The organism is Candidatus Poriferisodalis sp. (genome assembly GCF_965198245.1).
Classification (GTDB): Bacteria; Actinomycetota; Acidimicrobiia; order Acidimicrobiales; family Poriferisodalaceae; genus Poriferisodalis.
In genome coordinates, this window is sequence record NZ_OZ240249.1 from 2,014,380 (window position 1) to 2,029,440 (window position 15,061).

Genomic DNA, 15,061 nt, shown 5'->3' on the forward strand with positions numbered 1-15,061 from the left:
ACGTGCCAAACAAGACGATCAGTGTGCCTGAAGACGTCGTGCCGATCATCGAGAGCCTGCACGTGCCGTTCTCGAGGTGGGTGACCGATCAGCTCCGGCGCTATGCAGCCCAGTCGACCATGTCGTTCGCCGATCAGCTCGTGGCGGATGCGGCGCTAGCCGCTCCCGAGGGACTGACCGCCGGGGACGCCCTGGCGGTTGGCGAGCGGATGGAGCGATCTGCGCCGTGGTAGTGCGTGGCGGGGTGTACTGGATCGATCTCGACAAGCGGCGACCGTGTGTGGTTGTGTCGTCTGACGATGTTCTCGATGTCGACGTGTGGCAAACCCATGTCGTGCCGCTGACATCGAATCTCGATCGGGCTGGTCTCGCCGGCAATGTCCTGCTCGACGCTGCGGTGACCGGCCTGCCCGCCGACTCCGTAGCGGTGCCGCTCGGATTGGAGCTGGTCGATCGCTCATGGCTGGGGGAGCGTGCGGGCCGACTGCCCCGGACCCTGGTCGATGCCATTGATGACGGACTGCGAGCCGTCCTGGATCTGTGATCGTCGGCCACCCAGTCGACGGCTGAGAAATAGGGTCGGGCGATGAGTGAAGAGCGAGTGATGCACCTGGGTGTGAGTGCCGCCGATCTGGGCGGGGCCTCGCTCGCCATCGTGCCGGGCGACCTGGCCCGGGTGGCGAGGATCGCCGAGACGATGGCCGAGCCGGTCCACTTGGCTTCGAACCGGGAGTTCACGAGCTATCGGGCGTCGGTCGACGGCCAGCCGGTGGTGGTCTGCTCGACCGGTGTCGGCGGGCCGTCGACCTCGGTCGCGGTCGAGGAGCTGGCCCAGCTCGGCGTGCGGACATTCCTGCGGGTCGGCACCACCGGGTCGATCCAGCCTGATCTGCGGATCGGTCACCTGGTCATCACCCAGGCAGCGGTGCGCCTCGACGGGGCGAGCCGGCACTTCGCGCCGCTGGAGTACCCGGCCGCCTCGTCGTTCGAGTGCACCCGGGCCTTGGTCGATGCAGCGGTTGCCCTCGACGCTCCCCATCAGGTCGGGATCACGGCGTCGAGCGACACCTTCTACCCCGGCCAGGAGCGCTACGACACCGTGGCTGGCGATGTCGTCGGGTGGCTGCGGGGCAGCTTGGCGGAGTGGCGTCGCATCGGCGTACTCAACTACGAGATGGAGTCGGCCACCCTGTTCACGATGTGTGCGGCCAACGGCTGGCGGGCCGGGTGCGTCGCCGGGGTGATCGCTCAGCGCACCGAATCCGAGGCTGTCGTCGACGAGAATCGCATTGCTGCCACCGAGGAACGGGCGGTCGGGGTGGTCGTCGAGGCGGCCCGGCGCCTGCTTCAACAGAAATCTCATCGAGGTGCACCGTGAGCAAGATCAGCCGCATCGTCGTTCAGGCCTACACGTATCAACTCCCCGACGTCGGTCCGTCGATCGTGACCTACTCGCCTGGGGCAGAGCTGAGCGTCTCGAAGTTCATGGTGTCGATCGAGACCGACGACGGTCACACGGGAAGCTACGCACCTCACTTCGGCGCAACCGAACACGCACTGGCGCAGGTCAGCGATATGGCGCCACTCCTGATCGGTAGGGACCCAGAGCAGCGCGAACGGATATTCGAGCTCCTCAAACTGCAGTTCCGGCACTACGACAAGGTCGGTATCGCAGCATTGGACACAGCCCTGTGGGACCTCGCGGGCAAGAAGTACGCCGCCTCCATCAGCCAGTTGTTGGGCGGGTACCGGGAACGGCTGCCGACGTATGCGAGCACGACACCGGGCCAAAAGACGCCCGGCGGCCTAGACAGCATCGAGAAGTACGCAGACTTCGCGGAGGAATGCCAGCAACGCGGTTTCCCGGCGTTCAAGATTCACGGCTTCTTCGACGGCGACGTGGACAACGAGATCGGCATCATGACAGCGGTTCGCGATCGCGTCGGGTCCACGATGAAGTTGATGACAGACCCCGCGTCGTCCTTGGGGTCATTCATGGATGCCGTAGAAGTCGGTCGGGCTTGCGATGACTTGGGATTCCTCTGGTACGAAGACCCGTACCGCGATGCCTCTTCGAGCGCCGCCGCTCACAAGCGCCTACGAGACTTCGTCCGCACACCGATGCTCATTGCCGAGCACATCCGAGGATTCGAGCAAAAGGCCGACTTCGTGTTGGCTCGTGGCACCGACATCATGCACATCGATCCCGAGTTGGACGGCGGCATCACCGGCACGATGAGACTGGCCCACTTCTGCGACGCCATCGGCATGGAGGTACAGCTCCACACGGCCGGCCCGATGCACCGACACTGCATGTCCGCCATACCCAACACGCTTTTCTACGAACTCGGCTTGGTCAATCCCGACACATCGCAAAACTGCCTGCAACCGCCGATCTACGCAGACGGTTATGGCGATGGCCTCGACGATGTGGATGCTGATGGATGCGTCGCGGTGCCCACTGGCCCGGGGCTGGGAGTGGAGTACGACTGGGACAAGATCAATGCTTGGGAAACGGCCAGGCGCACGTTCGAGTAACTCGATTCGCCCTACCGTCTCAGCGACTCGGCTGTCGAGGGTGGGGCTTCGGGGGCTCGGTGCCGAGGCTTCGCCCGCCTGGCTCGGGCGTGCTGCCGGCGGGAATGTGCTGGAAACCGTGATTCACTCGGCGGACGGCCGGCGTGATTGCCACGGCGTAGCCGGCCAGAGCGAGGAGGACTCGGCGAGCTGGCAGGAGCAGGAAGCAGATGGCCCACGCCGCGGCGAATCCAATGAGTCGTGGTTTCATCGCGGACACGCGCGCAGACGGCTTGTCGTCGGGTCGGCCGAGTGGGAACCGCTTCGGCTTGATGAACCATCCATGGGCAAACAGCTGAGCGACGAAGTACGGCCAGAAGGCCTCTGGGGCGTCGAGTGGGGGATCGGTATCCCATGCGGCGTCGGTGTCGCTGGCTAGTCCGTCTCGGATGCGAGACCACACATGCGACGCAGTGACTCGACCGGAGGCGCCACCACGATTCTGATGAGTTGGGCGACAGTGCCACCGGTACAGCACTCGCTGGTCCTCGGTGAGGGCCAGAATCCCGGCCTGGAAGATGCCGTTCGGGTGCGAGGACCAGTGTCGCTCCAATACTGCGGTGTCGCCGATGTAGAGGTCGAACCGGTCAGTCTCACGGCAGTCTCCGAGGATCTCGTGGTGCGGGTCGCCTACGGCTTGGTATTCCAGTTCCCATATGTCCTGTGCTTCGCTCGCGAGACTCTGGGGTTCGCTGGTGACGGCGAAGATCTCGCCGCCCGCAGCGCGGATCTCCTCGACGACTCCCGACTTTCCAAAGCCGCGCAACTCGCGGCGGCATGGAGGTCACCACAGGCCGCGGTAGAACACCAGGACGACAAACTTGTGCTTGTCGAGTTGGGCGTTGAGCCACCCGGTGCGTACCCCGATCGGCGGGTCGAGCAGGGGCGGGATCAGCGGATCGCCAACGTCGGCGGCCGACACTCGAAAGCCCTCGGCGGATCGTTCGACCACCACCTGCTCACGGGCACAGACGTCGCCGTCGCACAGCACCAAGCCCAGTTCGAAGGACCCTTCTCGTGCTTGTGCCACGGTGTCCTCGGCGTCGACTATTCCGGTGATCTCGTATTGCGACTCTTGCGTTGCGTTGATCCACTCAAGAGCGGCCTCCGAAGCGGCCTGAAGCTCACTGGGGGTTTCTTCGCTCACGTTCATGCTCTAGGCCATATCGCTGATCCGTGGCGGTTCGAACCAGGGTTGGGCGATCTCCATCCATTCGATGGCGAGGCGGCCCCGCGCGTGGACTGCAGAATCCGACAGCGGTCGACGCCGTGTCAGGACCAGGCAGAATTCATAGGCGGTGGCAGTTACTCGGTCTGCAGCATCTTCGGGTCCCCAGGCCCAGATGTCTCCCCTTGGGCCGGTGAGCTCAACTCGAACCGGATCGACCGGCGGTGTCAATCCTCGATTGACGTAACTGAAGTCGCGGGTGATGACGCCAAGGTGTGCAATGTTGCGCAACCGGTCAGTCTGGGGATACTCGACGCCGAGAGTGTCCGCCAGATCGTGGGAATGCGTCCACGTCTCCACCAGTCGACCCGTCGCCATCGACCGTGCTCCGATCTCAGGGCCGACCCAGGCAATGCGATCCCGAGCATCCCGCCTGCGCAGTGCGTTGATCATGACGGCACGCACATCGAGGAACCACCGCCACAGATCAGCTCCCGAAAGAGACCCCACTTCTGGGCCGACCAACGAGTTGACCGATGCTTCACCTCTCGACAGTCGGCCATGAGCGATGGCAAATGACGTCGGATCGGTCAGCGTGAGATGCGCGAGCCAATCGCCGGCGCCGAGATGCAGGACAGTCTCGTGGCTGTCCCAGCCCGCGGCGACAGTAGGTGAACGCCATTGTTCTTCGCTCAAGTGGCCGACGACGGCGGTCAGAGCCCCAGTTTCAGCTTCGAGATCGTCGCAAATCTGATCCACGATCGAATGCTAGAGCGGCGTTCCCAGCGAAGTTCCCGGTCAGCGTCGACGGCCGTAAGGGTCTCCGGCCGATGGAACGGCCTCGGCGCACACCACGATCCCATTGACGCGCTGGCGATCGCCCGACCCCACAGCGACCGCCGCCGCTACTACGAACGCTGCCTCACCCGCGGCAAGACAAAACGAGAAGCCATCCGAGCGCTCAAACGACGCATATCAGACCGCATCTGGACCCACCTGAACACCACACCATTGACATAGGAGCTCAGCTAGCTGTCGACGAGAGTTCGAAGGTCCGAGCGTTCTGCGTCGTTGAGGTGGGTCCGGTGGTGGCGGAGTTCGAGGGTGGCGCTGATGGCCGCTCGGACGTGGTCTCCGGCGGTGTCGCTGAGGAGCACGTTGAGATTTTCTCGGAGCCAGGCTGCGACTTCGTCGCTGCGCCAGAGCCGGTAGCGGCTTCGGGGATCGGTGACGGGCGGTGGGAACCCGCCGGGTCCCCGCTTGCCGGTGATGAGGAGTCGCACGCTCTCGCGGGTTCGTCCGGTGCGGGCTGCGATGTCGGCCATGGACACCAATCCGGCATTGGCGAGGCGCATCACGGTGACGCTCCTGATGGACTCGAGCTCCGCGACGGCGGTCAGCACGGCGTCTTGGAAGGTGTCGGCGTCGCGGTCGAAGTCGGCGAACTGGATGCCGTCAGCTCGGCCGATCAGGGCATCATCGCAGCCGGCCTCGAACACGTCATCGATGAGTGCGTCTGCTTGGAGGTCGGGGCCGTCGATGATCAGAGTGAAAGTGTGTGTGGTCATGGTCACGCGTCGACGTCTCGTTCGGGAACGTGGTGCCAAGGGGAGCACATACCTGCAAACCGACAGCAGTTTGCACCGTTAACTCCTTGGAAGTTCGTTTCGGTTGCCATTCGTGCTGCGTCATGGAGACGTGGTACCGTCCACGCGGCCGACGTTCGATATTGCCAAAGCACGCGACTCAGAGAATCAGTCATGCAGCCTGCTGCAGTTCTGAACCGCAGCAGCCGCGTCAATCCGCCTAGGGCTGCTGTTCCGAAGGCGCTTCTGGCGGGTCCACATCACCGTCGGAGGTCCACGCATCGAGAATTCGCGGTCCGAAGATCGAGATGAGACCTGCGACGACGGCCGCAACCAATACCCACAAGAACTTGTTCCACACGCCGATCGTTTTTTCGAGAGCAACCACCCGCTTGACCAACGCTTGTGGCGTCGCGACATCTCCTTGCATCGCCATGGCGTCTTCGTCAGTGAAGGCAGGCCGACCTCCTTCGCCGTTGTATAGGTCTTGCGTGGGCGTATCTAGGGCTGCAAACCAAATCAAGAAGGTACGTGTGCCGCGTGAGATGCGAACTGGCGTCGGGCCCGCGTTGTAGACGGAGAAACGGAGCCGTCCCTTGAATCCAGGGTCGACGTGGAAACCGGACACGTTCACCAGACCCAAGGTCTTGATCTTTGACTTCATGGAGATCAGCCCGAGAGCGTCGGCTGGGACGCGTACAACTTCTTCGGTCAGCAGCTGTGCGAATTGACCAGGTGGGATTATGAACTCCTCGCCCTCGCTGAGCTCATAGCGAATCTTGTCTTCGCCCGTGAGGAGCGCTTGCGGGCCCATGCACAGCGCATATGCGCAGTTCTCGATGCGCTTCGGATCGAATGGCGTTATCAACCGCTCGCTAACGAAGCGCGCCCGCATCGTCTCTGACGACCAGAAGCCGGTCATGTGCGTTCCTCCGAATACTGTCTGGGGTCGAAGCGAGAGCGCCCTCTCAGCCAACTGCCGAGTGGAAAGCGCAGTTCGCTAGGTCAGGTCGACTTCTACAGACGGAAGGCGTTCGTTGCACACGGTCGCGAGCTTGACTCCGAACACGGCTACGTCCGCAAGCCGCTCGTCGCGGAACGAGTCCCAGGCGCCCCCGTCGACTGCATCGATGAGCAGGCCCGCCAGTTTCGTTACGTGGAATGTGTAGTGCCGCAACTGGTCGACCTTCGAGAGCCCAAACACGTCAGGGTGGAATCGACGGTCATGCTCCACCTGCGCGATCTGGACTTCGTCCCAGCTATGAGCTTCGGCGAGGGCGTCGGCTCTTACGACTTCCATCCCGCCCGCACCGGGGCTGTGGGCGAGGAGGCTGGACGCTTCCACTCCTCGGATCCTGTCCTCGTACAGCTGACGAAGGGACAGGCCAGATTGGTCGGCTAGCTGTGCTGCTATGCGTCGCATCGTGTCGGCGGCGGCAACGACTTGGTGAGTCGTCGCCGGTTCGTTGTGTTCGATGTGTTCGCAGAACGCGGCACAGGCAGCTGCGGAACGGACCAAGGCATGAGCCGCGTTCGTGAGCTCAGCCTCGCGAGGCTCAGTTCGATCAGTTGTTCGGGAGTCGTCGATGACCATGTTCAACCCGCTCCGAAATTACATGCCGGTAACTCTAGCGCCAAGCACATTGAGGTCCGACCGGGATTCAGAAGTCCGAGCCTGAAGCCGCTCGACGCCAGACGGCGCTCGCCGAGCTCCACCAGGTCCATACGTCCAGCCAAAGAATGCGGTGCGGGGAGCATCTCGGTCCCTGACTCGTGCGGCCACGATCGAAGCCTCTTGGGAAGGTCGGAGGAACTAGAGGATTACACAATCGCGAGCACCTCTAGAACGTGCCTAGCGGCCGCCTGACAGTCATGCCGGCGGGCACCGATGAGTGCGCCTCGCGACGATTCTGCATCGGATCGAGCACGTTCCACGCAGCCCCCTTAGGCACTGGCTCGTTCCAAGAGTTGGTCATGCTGATTGACCGATATGCCTCGCCCCTCTTCGGATACAGGGGCGGTTCGCGTGACGGCGTAGATCGTAAGGGGGGCAGCGTCCTGAGATTCACTCGCCGGCTGCACAGGACGGAAGTCGAGGCGCGTGCGTCCCGCCGTGTGTGCCCTGAGCGTTACGTGACGGGCCCGCGCCCTGCCGAACAGCATCTCGCCCGTGCCGCCATCGGTCGTCTCGCTTCGGTCATTGGTGAGGACGAACGATTCGCCAATTGCAGAGGGAAGGGTCCACTCGCAGCCTGACGCGGGCATCTCAGGCAGCGCAACGTCAATTTCGTCGTCCACATCGAGCACGATTTCGCGTCGGTTGTCGGCGAACGTGAGTTGCACCACCGAGGCGCGAGGATTGTCCGGGCGGCGGCCTCCTAACAGCACCTGCTTCAGTCGGAGCGGTGACTCCTTGGCGAATTCTCGTGCCTGGGCAAACGAGATCTTGTGCAGTACCCGCAGCTGTGTGACTGCGGCTTGGTAGCTGACGCCGAGTTCTGCGGCAATGAGGTAGACGTCGATCGCACTCAGGTTGGGACGGTCAGGGTCGTGGCCACGGTGCTCGAGCCGGGTCTCGATGGCGAGTTCGGACATCAGCAGGCTCGCAGCGAAGGTCTGTGCCTGAATTTCCTTTGGATCGTGCGCCGATTCCGTGATGGTGGCTTCGGCGTCGAGGTGTGACCCGTGTCCCAACTCGTGATGGCCGAGCTCGTGTGCTGCGGTGAACCGTTGCAAGGCAACGGGCCGGGCAGTGTTGATGGCGATGCCGGTGACATCTCCGATGCGCTGGTAGACGCCGAGCAGACGGTCAAGCTCCGGCTCGAAGCTCAGCCAAATCCCGCGGTTTTCGATCAGGTCGAATACAGGAACGCGATCGCCGGGCGTGATGTCGGATTCGGCGAGTACGTATTCCGCAGCGAGGACGGCCTCGCGTTCGAGGCTTCGCCGATTCATCCTGCCTCCGGGCCGCCACGTTCCGGAGGGCGGGCACGGCCTGCTTCACGTAGGAATTGCGCAAAGCGCAAGACCTGTTGCCGGTCATCCTCAGAGAGTTCCGAGGTCGTGCGGTAGAGGGCCTGTGCCGTCGCATCGACAGCAGCGTCCTCATCATCCCCGGAAAAATAGGAGAAAGGCCTCCGGTAGAGCGCCGTGAGTTGCTTGAGTTCGAAGAATGTGACCCTCCGACGTCCGGTCTCCATGTCAGAGACCGATGCGCGAGGAATGCTCAAGTGGTCTGCGACTACCGCTTGAGGGAGACCGATTGCCTCTCGCGCTTCCTTCAGACGTCTGCCGAGTGCTTCGGGTTCAGAGAACACGGGATTCTGGGACGACGCCTTCATGTCGACATCCCAGTAGCGGCAGTTGCAGCGTCCAGTCGGGCGTCGCGACCCGCAGATCTGCTTGCAGTCGCAACGGCGATGGCAAAGCCTTCTTCGTGGGTGAGGCTGCACTCGAAATTGCACAAGCCTGACCTGGCGGCGAGATCTGCGGCAGCTTCGCTCAACCGGGTTGTCGGCTGACCGTCATCTGCTGTGTGGATGACGACGTCGAGCATGTCCAGCCCGCGGATGCCTGTTCCGATGGCTTTGAGCACTGCCTCCTTTGCCGCGAACCGTGCCGCGAGTCGTTCGTAGTCATCGTCGCAGTCAGCGAGTTCGCTCTCGGCGAAGATCGTCTCTAGCACGAAACGGTCTCCAAGGACATCAGCTTCAAAATCAGCGATGCTGACAGCGTCCACGCCCACTGCCGTCGCTGTCGGGTCGATGGTTCTGCCCGCCGCTGCAGCAGTAGCGGCCGCAAGCCGAGACGCTGTCAGCGTTCGTCGACATGGCGAGAATGTGGGGAGAGCGGCGACGGCATGATGTCGAAGCTTGCGCAACTCGTTCAGGCCGAACCCTTTGGCCGCATGGACTTCTGCGTCGGCATGAGTTGCGACCACGGTCACAGTGCCGAACTCAAGTCCGGAGTGGTGGCACAGGGCGCGGCCCAATCGGGCAAGCCCGAGGTAGTTCCCGTACGCCTTCTTGATGAGGTGCTGGTTGCGGTAGAGGGCAGTGATGTGGACCGTTCCCTCTTGCACTGTCAGCGAGATGTGGCTGAGGCACGGAAATCCGTAGGGATCCCGATTGCTGCCTGGCAGCTGGGTACGAAGGCCGAGCACTGGGTCTTCGAGTGCGATCTCGTAGTCGCTGCTGTAGTGGTACGAGTGGTCGGGATCGGCGTAACGGCGAAGCTTCGAGGCGACTTCGACAAGCTGGTTGAAGGGCGCTCCGTCGGGACTGGGCCAGGCGACCATGCGGTGGCAGTACTCGCCGGAGGGTGAAGCCCTTCTGGCGATCTCGAAGCCTTCGAGATACAGGTCGCTGAACTCTTCGAGGGCGCGAATGCCCAGTTCTTCTTCGTAGAGCTCGGCGGCAAAGATGGTGTTGGCTACCGTTTCGACTGGCCAACGTGGCCACGGTTTTGAAGATTCTGGTCGGCTGGTGATGAAGTCGTCGAGGACATTCCCTACAGCCGGGATCTCATCATCGGCGTTCCAGCGGGTGATCGCGTTGACCGCCGAGCCGCCTGCGTCGAGCACTGCGCCGAAGGTGTCGATCCAGGCCTCCGAGAGTGTTCGTCGGTTGATCCAGATCACGCTTGTGCCATCTTCGATTGGGTCCTGCGGGCCAGGAGATCAATCAGGTTTGCGACGTTCGTCACCTGATCGGGCGTGAGGTCGGCCTTCTTGACGACATTGCCGACCCCGAGGCTCTTGCAAACGCGGGCTATGACAACCATCGCCTTGCGGGATGGAATTCGGGTGTCGGAGCCAGATCCCATCGCTGACTCGATGCTGTTGCGATCGATCCGCAGCCGCGATAGCTCGCTCAGGATGAGCTCTCGAATCATGTCGAGGTGTTCGCTAGTGGGTGTCTTGGTTGAGGGCAGCGTGGCCGCTTCTGTGATGTCGGGCATCGCGACACCATAGCACCTGTTTGTCGGAAAATACGACAGTATTTTACGGTTCTCCGCACCCGATCCGAACTCGACCGGCTCTTCAGCAGACCACGGAAGGCCCCACTTGGGCGGATAGCCGAGACGCAGAGGGCGTTCGTCTGGCCGGAAGGTTTGCTTGATGCGATACGGCCCGCCGACGCCGATATCCGGGTGGGCGACGCGTGCGTACTTGTCGACTTCGCAGAACAGGTTCTGGCAGTCGATGAGCTGCAGCGGCCGGCCCCACAGATCGCTGAACTCGACAGGGCTGTCGGCGAGGTACACCTCCGCTGAGTCGGCCATTGCGCGGATGACGTCTGCGGGATCAAGCCCACGGGTGTCGGCGAAGCACTTCTCGATGCCCCTCAGCGCGCCGGGGCCTGCGACGACGAACTCCATCTCGTCGAACTCAAAGTGGCGGCTGTAGTTCAGATCGACCGCGTACTGGTACGCGAGAAACGAGCCGAACGAGGGAATCGTCAGCAGCTCCCTGTACAGCTCATGCAGTGACGACGCACGGGTTATCGCTTCGATCGTTCCATCACCGAGGACTTGCTCGAGGAGAGCTATGTGGTTGGCGTGCTTCCGCTCGTAGCCGAGCTGAGGGGCGGGCATGATGTACGCCCCTGAATAGAGGCGATTGTCGGACTCGAACTGCCGATCCAGGACCGCTGTGTAGGTGGCTCGGTCGAATGTGGCGGCCGAGGGCTGGCCAACGTCGTCTACGAGGCACTGCCAGGTCTCGGCCCGGTTGAAGATCTTGAACAGGAGCACGCGCAGTATCGTGTCGCGACAGTCGTAGCTGCCGGAATAGATGACATCTTGTAGCAGGGACTGACTCACTCGGTCGGACGCTCGGTACGCGTTGGTGAACCGGTACGAGTCGAGAATCGGATCTGTGGTCCACGGTGCGGGTTCCCCGGCGGTCCTCTTCATGAACATCGCTTGGCGTTCGGCCGCGAGGTACCAGTAGCTCCAGAAGACCTTGGTGACAACCATCCGGCATCCGCCGAGAACGAGACGTGCCCGTTCAGGGACGTGGCTCACGAGCGAGTCGATGTAGGGGCGCCCAATCACGTTGAGCATCGTCGCGCACGCCTAGGTGCTCGAGAGATGCACTCGGCGCCGACGCTGCCGCGTGTCATGGGGTCGGCGCTGAAGTTGAGCCGCAGCCATGTAGAGCCGAGCAACCCGCGCAGATCAAGGGAGCATCTGACAGGCCCAGACGCCTAGGCGTCGAGGTTGTCTCGTAGCTTCGCGACGACGGCGGGGCCGAAGAACAGCAGCGATTGGTGTGCCACGTCCGCCGGGGTCTCTGCCGTGCTGTCTGTGAAGTTGATCGGTGGAGCGCTGCCCGCGAGTCGCATCGCGTCTTGTACTGCATCCTCGAATTCCGTGAGCGCATGAACCAATCGGTTCGCAGCAATGAGCCTCAGGTCGACCGGTTCTGACATGAGCCGCAGCCTATGTGCGGCGAAGTCGCGGGCTCGGGATTCCGGCAGGCGCCGCGCTGCGCCCGCATGACCGCACGGATGGGGCTGCCCCTTGAGTCTCATCGGCTTTCACGCAGGCTCTTGGGGGGGGCGTTGAGTTAGGCGGAGCGACACGGTCAGCACACCTGCCTTGGCCGACGACCGGAGGCCGTTGGGCATATGCCGCCTCCATCGCGGACCGGATACTCTGAGAGTTCGCGTGACGCCGTACGATTTCATCAGTAAGTGGCGAGCATCCACGCTGACCGAGCGCTCAGCGTCGCAGCAGCATTTCCTCGATCTCTGCGAGTTGCTCGGCGAGCCCAAGCCAGCGGACGTGGACCCGCACGGCGAGTCATATTGCTTCGAGCGCGGAGCTCGCAAGGACTCTGGCGGCGACGGCTGGGCCGATGTGTGGAAGCGCCATCACTTCGCCTGGGAGTACAAGGGCAAGCGGAAGGGCCTCGATACTGCATTCGGGCAGCTCCGGCAGTACTCCCTGGCGCTGGAGAATCCGCCTCTGCTGATCGTCTCGGACATGGAGCGGTTCCGCATCCGCACCAATTGGACGAACAGCGTCAGCAAGGTCTATGAGTTCGACCTTGCGGACCTTGCTGATGCGGAGACCCGCGACCTGCTCAAGTGGGCTCTTTCAGACCCTGAGCGCCTGCGGCCGGACAACACCCGGCAAGCACTCACTGAGCAGGCGGCGGATTCCTTCTCGACAGTCGCGCAAACGCTTCGGGGACGCGGGTACGACCCGCACGAGGTCGCGCACTTTGTCAACCGGCTCGTGTTCTGCATGTTCGCGGAGGATGTTGGCCTCCTGCCCGACCGCATGTTCACCCGGCTGCTGGAGGAGGCGCGTCGGGCTCCGGCGCAGTTCGTGGACCTCGCCGGCGATCTGTTCCGGGTGATGGCCACCGGAGGACGGATCGGCTTCGAGTCGGTCGCCTGGTTCAACGGCGGCCTGTTCGACGATGATGCGGCGCTGCCGCTGGAAACGTCCGACATCGACACCGTGCTGGCTGCGTCGAATCTCGATTGGTCGGAGATCGATCCGTCGGTCCTCGGCACGCTGTTCGAGCGTGGACTGGACCCCGACAAGCGCGCACAGCTTGGTGCGCACTACACGGACCGCGACAAGATCATGATGATCGTCGAGCCGGTAGTGGTCCGCCCATTGCTCGCAGAGTGGGAAGCGCAGAAAGAGGTGATCGCTACGGACCTGGAGCGTGCGGATGCCGCCACTGCGTCTGCTGTCCGCACCAGGCGGCGAAATGAGGCCGCACAGCGGTATCGCAAGTTCCTGAACAGGTTGAGATCGTTCACGGTGCTTGATCCTGCGTGTGGCTCGGGGAACTTCTTGTACTTGGCCCTGCAGGCGCTCAAGGACTTGGAGCACCGGGTGCAGTTCGAAGCAGAGGCGCTCGGTTTGGAGCGGGCGTTCCCTGAGATCGGTCCAGCGAATGTGAAGGGCATCGAGATCAACCCCTACGCCGCGGAGTTGGCGCGTGTGTCGGTGTGGATCGGCGAGATTCAATGGATGCGGCGCAACGGGTTCGCCGAGTCGCGCGACCCGATCCTCAAGCCGCTCGACACCATCGAGTGCCGCGATGCCATCCTGACACCGGACAACACCGAACCGGACTGGCCAGAAGCCGATGTCGTCATCGGCAACCCACCGTTCTTGGGCGGCAAGCTCTTGATCGGCGGATTGGGCGAGGACTACGTGTCGCAGTTGTTCGCGACCTACGCCGGCCGCGTGCCGGCGGAAGCGGACCTCGTCTGTTACTGGTTCGAGAAAGCCGGCCAGCAGATCGCGTCTGGCAGGGCGAACAGGGCCGGGCTTGTTGCAACCAATTCGATTCGAGGCGGCGCGAACCGCGGGGCTTTGGAGGCTGCGACGGAGAATCGGCGGATCTTCGAGGCGTGGAGCGACGAGCCGTGGATGATCGACGGAGCGGCGGTGCGGGTGTCGCTGGTCTGCTTCTCGCGTACCGACGACGACTTCGTGATCGATTCGCGCCTCGATGGCATGACGGCGGATGTGATCTACACAGACCTGACGGCACAAAGCGGCGGGGTCGGCGTCGATCTGACGAAAGCCTCCCGGCTTGCCGAGAACGCCGGCGTGGCCTTCATGGGCAACACAAAAGGAGGCGCCTTCGACATCGAGGGCGACCGGGCGCGAGAGTGGCTCCGATTGCCGGCGAACCCGCACGGACGGACGAACGCAGACGTACTCAAACCGTGGGCCAACGGGATGGACGTGACCCGGCGGCCGGCAGGTAAGTGGGTCATCGACTTCGGGGTCGAGACAGGCGAGCCCGAAGCGGCCCTGTATCAAGAACCGTTCGAGTGGGTCGTCGAGCATGTTCGCCCTGGCCGCTTAGAAAACCGGCGCGACTCATACCGCAAGTACTGGTGGCGCCACGCGGAACCACGACCGAGAATGCGGCAAGCGCTTGAACACCTGCAGCGTTACATCGCCACTCCCACCGTTGCCAAGCACCGCCTGTTCGTCTGGCTCGATGCTCGCGTCTGTCCCGACCATCAGCTGATCGTCGTCGTTCGTGACGACGACACGACCTTCGGAATACTGCACAGCCGCTTCCACGAGATCTGGTCCCTACGCCGCGGCACATGGCTCGGCAAGGGAAACGACCCGCGCTATACACCGACATCCACCTTCGCGACGTTCCCGTTCCCGTCCGGTCTGGCGCCGAACGTACCGGCAACCGACTACGACTCTGATCCGCGCGCCGTGGCCATTGCCGCGGCGGCTCGACGTCTCGTCGAGCTGCGTGACCGCTGGCTCAACCCTCCCGAATGGGTCGAGTGGATCGACGAACCGGTCCCCGGGTATCCGACGAGGCCCATTCCTCGCGACGAAGAGGCGACAACGGCGCTCAAGAAGCGCACGCTGACCAACCTCTACAACACTCGCCCGCAGTGGCTGGCCGACGCACATGGTTCCCTTGACGAGGCGGTGGCTGCAGCGTACGGCTGGCCAGCTGACCTCTCGGATGACGACGTTCTCCGGGAGCTACTTGCGCTCAACGAAATCCGTCAGTCTCGAACCTAAGCGAGAGGCTGGTCGAGGATCCCTCTTGCATGATCAGCTCGATGGAGGTGCCTTTCTCCCGACAGGTGCCCGACGACGGACGCCGGACACCATGTCGCGAGCGTTTGGCAGGCAAACGTCGCGATGTTGCACTTGCCTCAGTTGGGCCACGTTGTCGGTTGAGCAGCGCTGGTTTGGTGGAGGAGGGGCG

At 63.1% G+C, this 15,061-nt stretch carries 16 protein-coding genes; 5 read left to right on the forward strand and 11 right to left on the reverse strand.

The window, feature by feature from the left end; all coding sequences use genetic code 11:
• Nucleotides 1-2: 2 nt before the first annotated feature.
• The 4 genes from ACOCMM_RS09240 to ACOCMM_RS09255 are packed head-to-tail and all read left to right on the forward strand — an operon-like array spanning nucleotide 3 to nucleotide 2,538.
• Nucleotides 3-233, forward strand: a complete 231-nt coding sequence (locus ACOCMM_RS09240) for a hypothetical protein (protein ID WP_419552868.1) — start codon at nucleotides 3-5, stop codon at nucleotides 231-233.
• Entirely contained in the window at nucleotides 227-544 is a 318-nt protein-coding gene (locus tag ACOCMM_RS09245; RefSeq protein ID WP_419552869.1) for a type II toxin-antitoxin system PemK/MazF family toxin, read from the forward strand. Before ACOCMM_RS09240 ends, ACOCMM_RS09245 begins: the two co-directional genes overlap by 7 nt.
• A gap of 42 nt (nucleotides 545-586) precedes the next feature.
• Nucleotides 587-1,378: a uridine phosphorylase gene (udp, locus tag ACOCMM_RS09250; protein ID WP_419552870.1), complete on the forward strand. Its 792-nt coding sequence runs from the start codon at nucleotides 587-589 to the stop codon at nucleotides 1,376-1,378.
• Nucleotides 1,375-2,538 carry an enolase C-terminal domain-like protein gene (locus tag ACOCMM_RS09255; protein ID WP_419552871.1) on the forward strand — a complete coding sequence of 388 codons (1,164 nt, stop codon included), beginning with the start codon at nucleotides 1,375-1,377 and terminating at the stop codon, nucleotides 2,536-2,538. Before udp ends, ACOCMM_RS09255 begins: the two co-directional genes overlap by 4 nt.
• Nucleotides 2,539-2,557: 19 nt before the next feature.
• Here the strand turns inward: ACOCMM_RS09255 and ACOCMM_RS09260 are convergent, their stop codons facing one another.
• From ACOCMM_RS09260 to ACOCMM_RS09310, 11 genes are all read right to left on the reverse strand, one after another.
• Nucleotides 2,558-3,343: a hypothetical protein gene (locus ACOCMM_RS09260; protein ID WP_419552872.1), complete on the reverse strand. Its 786-nt coding sequence runs from the start codon at nucleotides 3,341-3,343 to the stop codon at nucleotides 2,558-2,560.
• A gap of 18 nt (nucleotides 3,344-3,361) precedes the next feature.
• Nucleotides 3,362-3,724, reverse strand: coding sequence for a hypothetical protein (locus ACOCMM_RS09265; protein ID WP_419552873.1), 363 nt, complete (start codon nucleotides 3,722-3,724; stop codon nucleotides 3,362-3,364).
• A 9-nt stretch (nucleotides 3,725-3,733) separates the two neighbouring features.
• Nucleotides 3,734-4,504, reverse strand: a complete 771-nt coding sequence (locus tag ACOCMM_RS09270; protein ID WP_419552874.1) for a TIGR03084 family metal-binding protein — start codon at nucleotides 4,502-4,504, stop codon at nucleotides 3,734-3,736.
• A 269-nt stretch (nucleotides 4,505-4,773) separates the two neighbouring features.
• Nucleotides 4,774-5,313, reverse strand: a complete 540-nt coding sequence (locus ACOCMM_RS09275; protein ID WP_419552875.1) for a helix-turn-helix transcriptional regulator — start codon at nucleotides 5,311-5,313, stop codon at nucleotides 4,774-4,776.
• A 238-nt stretch (nucleotides 5,314-5,551) separates the two neighbouring features.
• Nucleotides 5,552-6,253, reverse strand: a complete 702-nt coding sequence (locus tag ACOCMM_RS09280; protein WP_419552876.1) for a dCTP deaminase — start codon at nucleotides 6,251-6,253, stop codon at nucleotides 5,552-5,554.
• Nucleotides 6,254-6,331: 78 nt separating this feature from the next.
• Nucleotides 6,332-6,676: a hypothetical protein gene (locus tag ACOCMM_RS09285; protein ID WP_419552877.1), complete on the reverse strand. Its 345-nt coding sequence runs from the start codon at nucleotides 6,674-6,676 to the stop codon at nucleotides 6,332-6,334.
• A 599-nt stretch (nucleotides 6,677-7,275) separates the two neighbouring features.
• Nucleotides 7,276-8,286, reverse strand: coding sequence for an ImmA/IrrE family metallo-endopeptidase (locus ACOCMM_RS09290; RefSeq protein ID WP_419552878.1), 1,011 nt, complete (start codon nucleotides 8,284-8,286; stop codon nucleotides 7,276-7,278).
• On the reverse strand, nucleotides 8,283-8,672 hold the full coding sequence (locus ACOCMM_RS09295) for a helix-turn-helix domain-containing protein (RefSeq protein WP_419552879.1): 390 nt from the start codon (nucleotides 8,670-8,672) through the stop codon (nucleotides 8,283-8,285). The genes ACOCMM_RS09290 and ACOCMM_RS09295 overlap by 4 nt, the downstream gene beginning before the upstream one ends.
• On the reverse strand, nucleotides 8,669-9,970 hold the full coding sequence (gene acpS / locus ACOCMM_RS09300; protein WP_419552880.1) for a holo-ACP synthase: 1,302 nt from the start codon (nucleotides 9,968-9,970) through the stop codon (nucleotides 8,669-8,671). The genes ACOCMM_RS09295 and acpS overlap by 4 nt, the downstream gene beginning before the upstream one ends.
• Nucleotides 9,967-11,397, reverse strand: a complete 1,431-nt coding sequence (locus ACOCMM_RS09305; RefSeq protein WP_419552881.1) for a nucleotide kinase domain-containing protein — start codon at nucleotides 11,395-11,397, stop codon at nucleotides 9,967-9,969. Before ACOCMM_RS09305 ends, acpS begins: the two co-directional genes overlap by 4 nt.
• A gap of 143 nt (nucleotides 11,398-11,540) precedes the next feature.
• Entirely contained in the window at nucleotides 11,541-11,765 is a 225-nt protein-coding gene (locus tag ACOCMM_RS09310) for a hypothetical protein (protein ID WP_419552882.1), read from the reverse strand.
• 238 nt (nucleotides 11,766-12,003) lie between these two features.
• Here ACOCMM_RS09310 and ACOCMM_RS09315 point away from each other — a divergent pair, with 238 nt between their 5' ends.
• A complete protein-coding gene (locus ACOCMM_RS09315; RefSeq protein WP_419552883.1) occupies nucleotides 12,004-14,871 on the forward strand; it encodes a class I SAM-dependent DNA methyltransferase in 2,868 nt (955 codons plus the stop codon).
• Nucleotides 14,872-15,061: the final 190 nt, after the last annotated feature.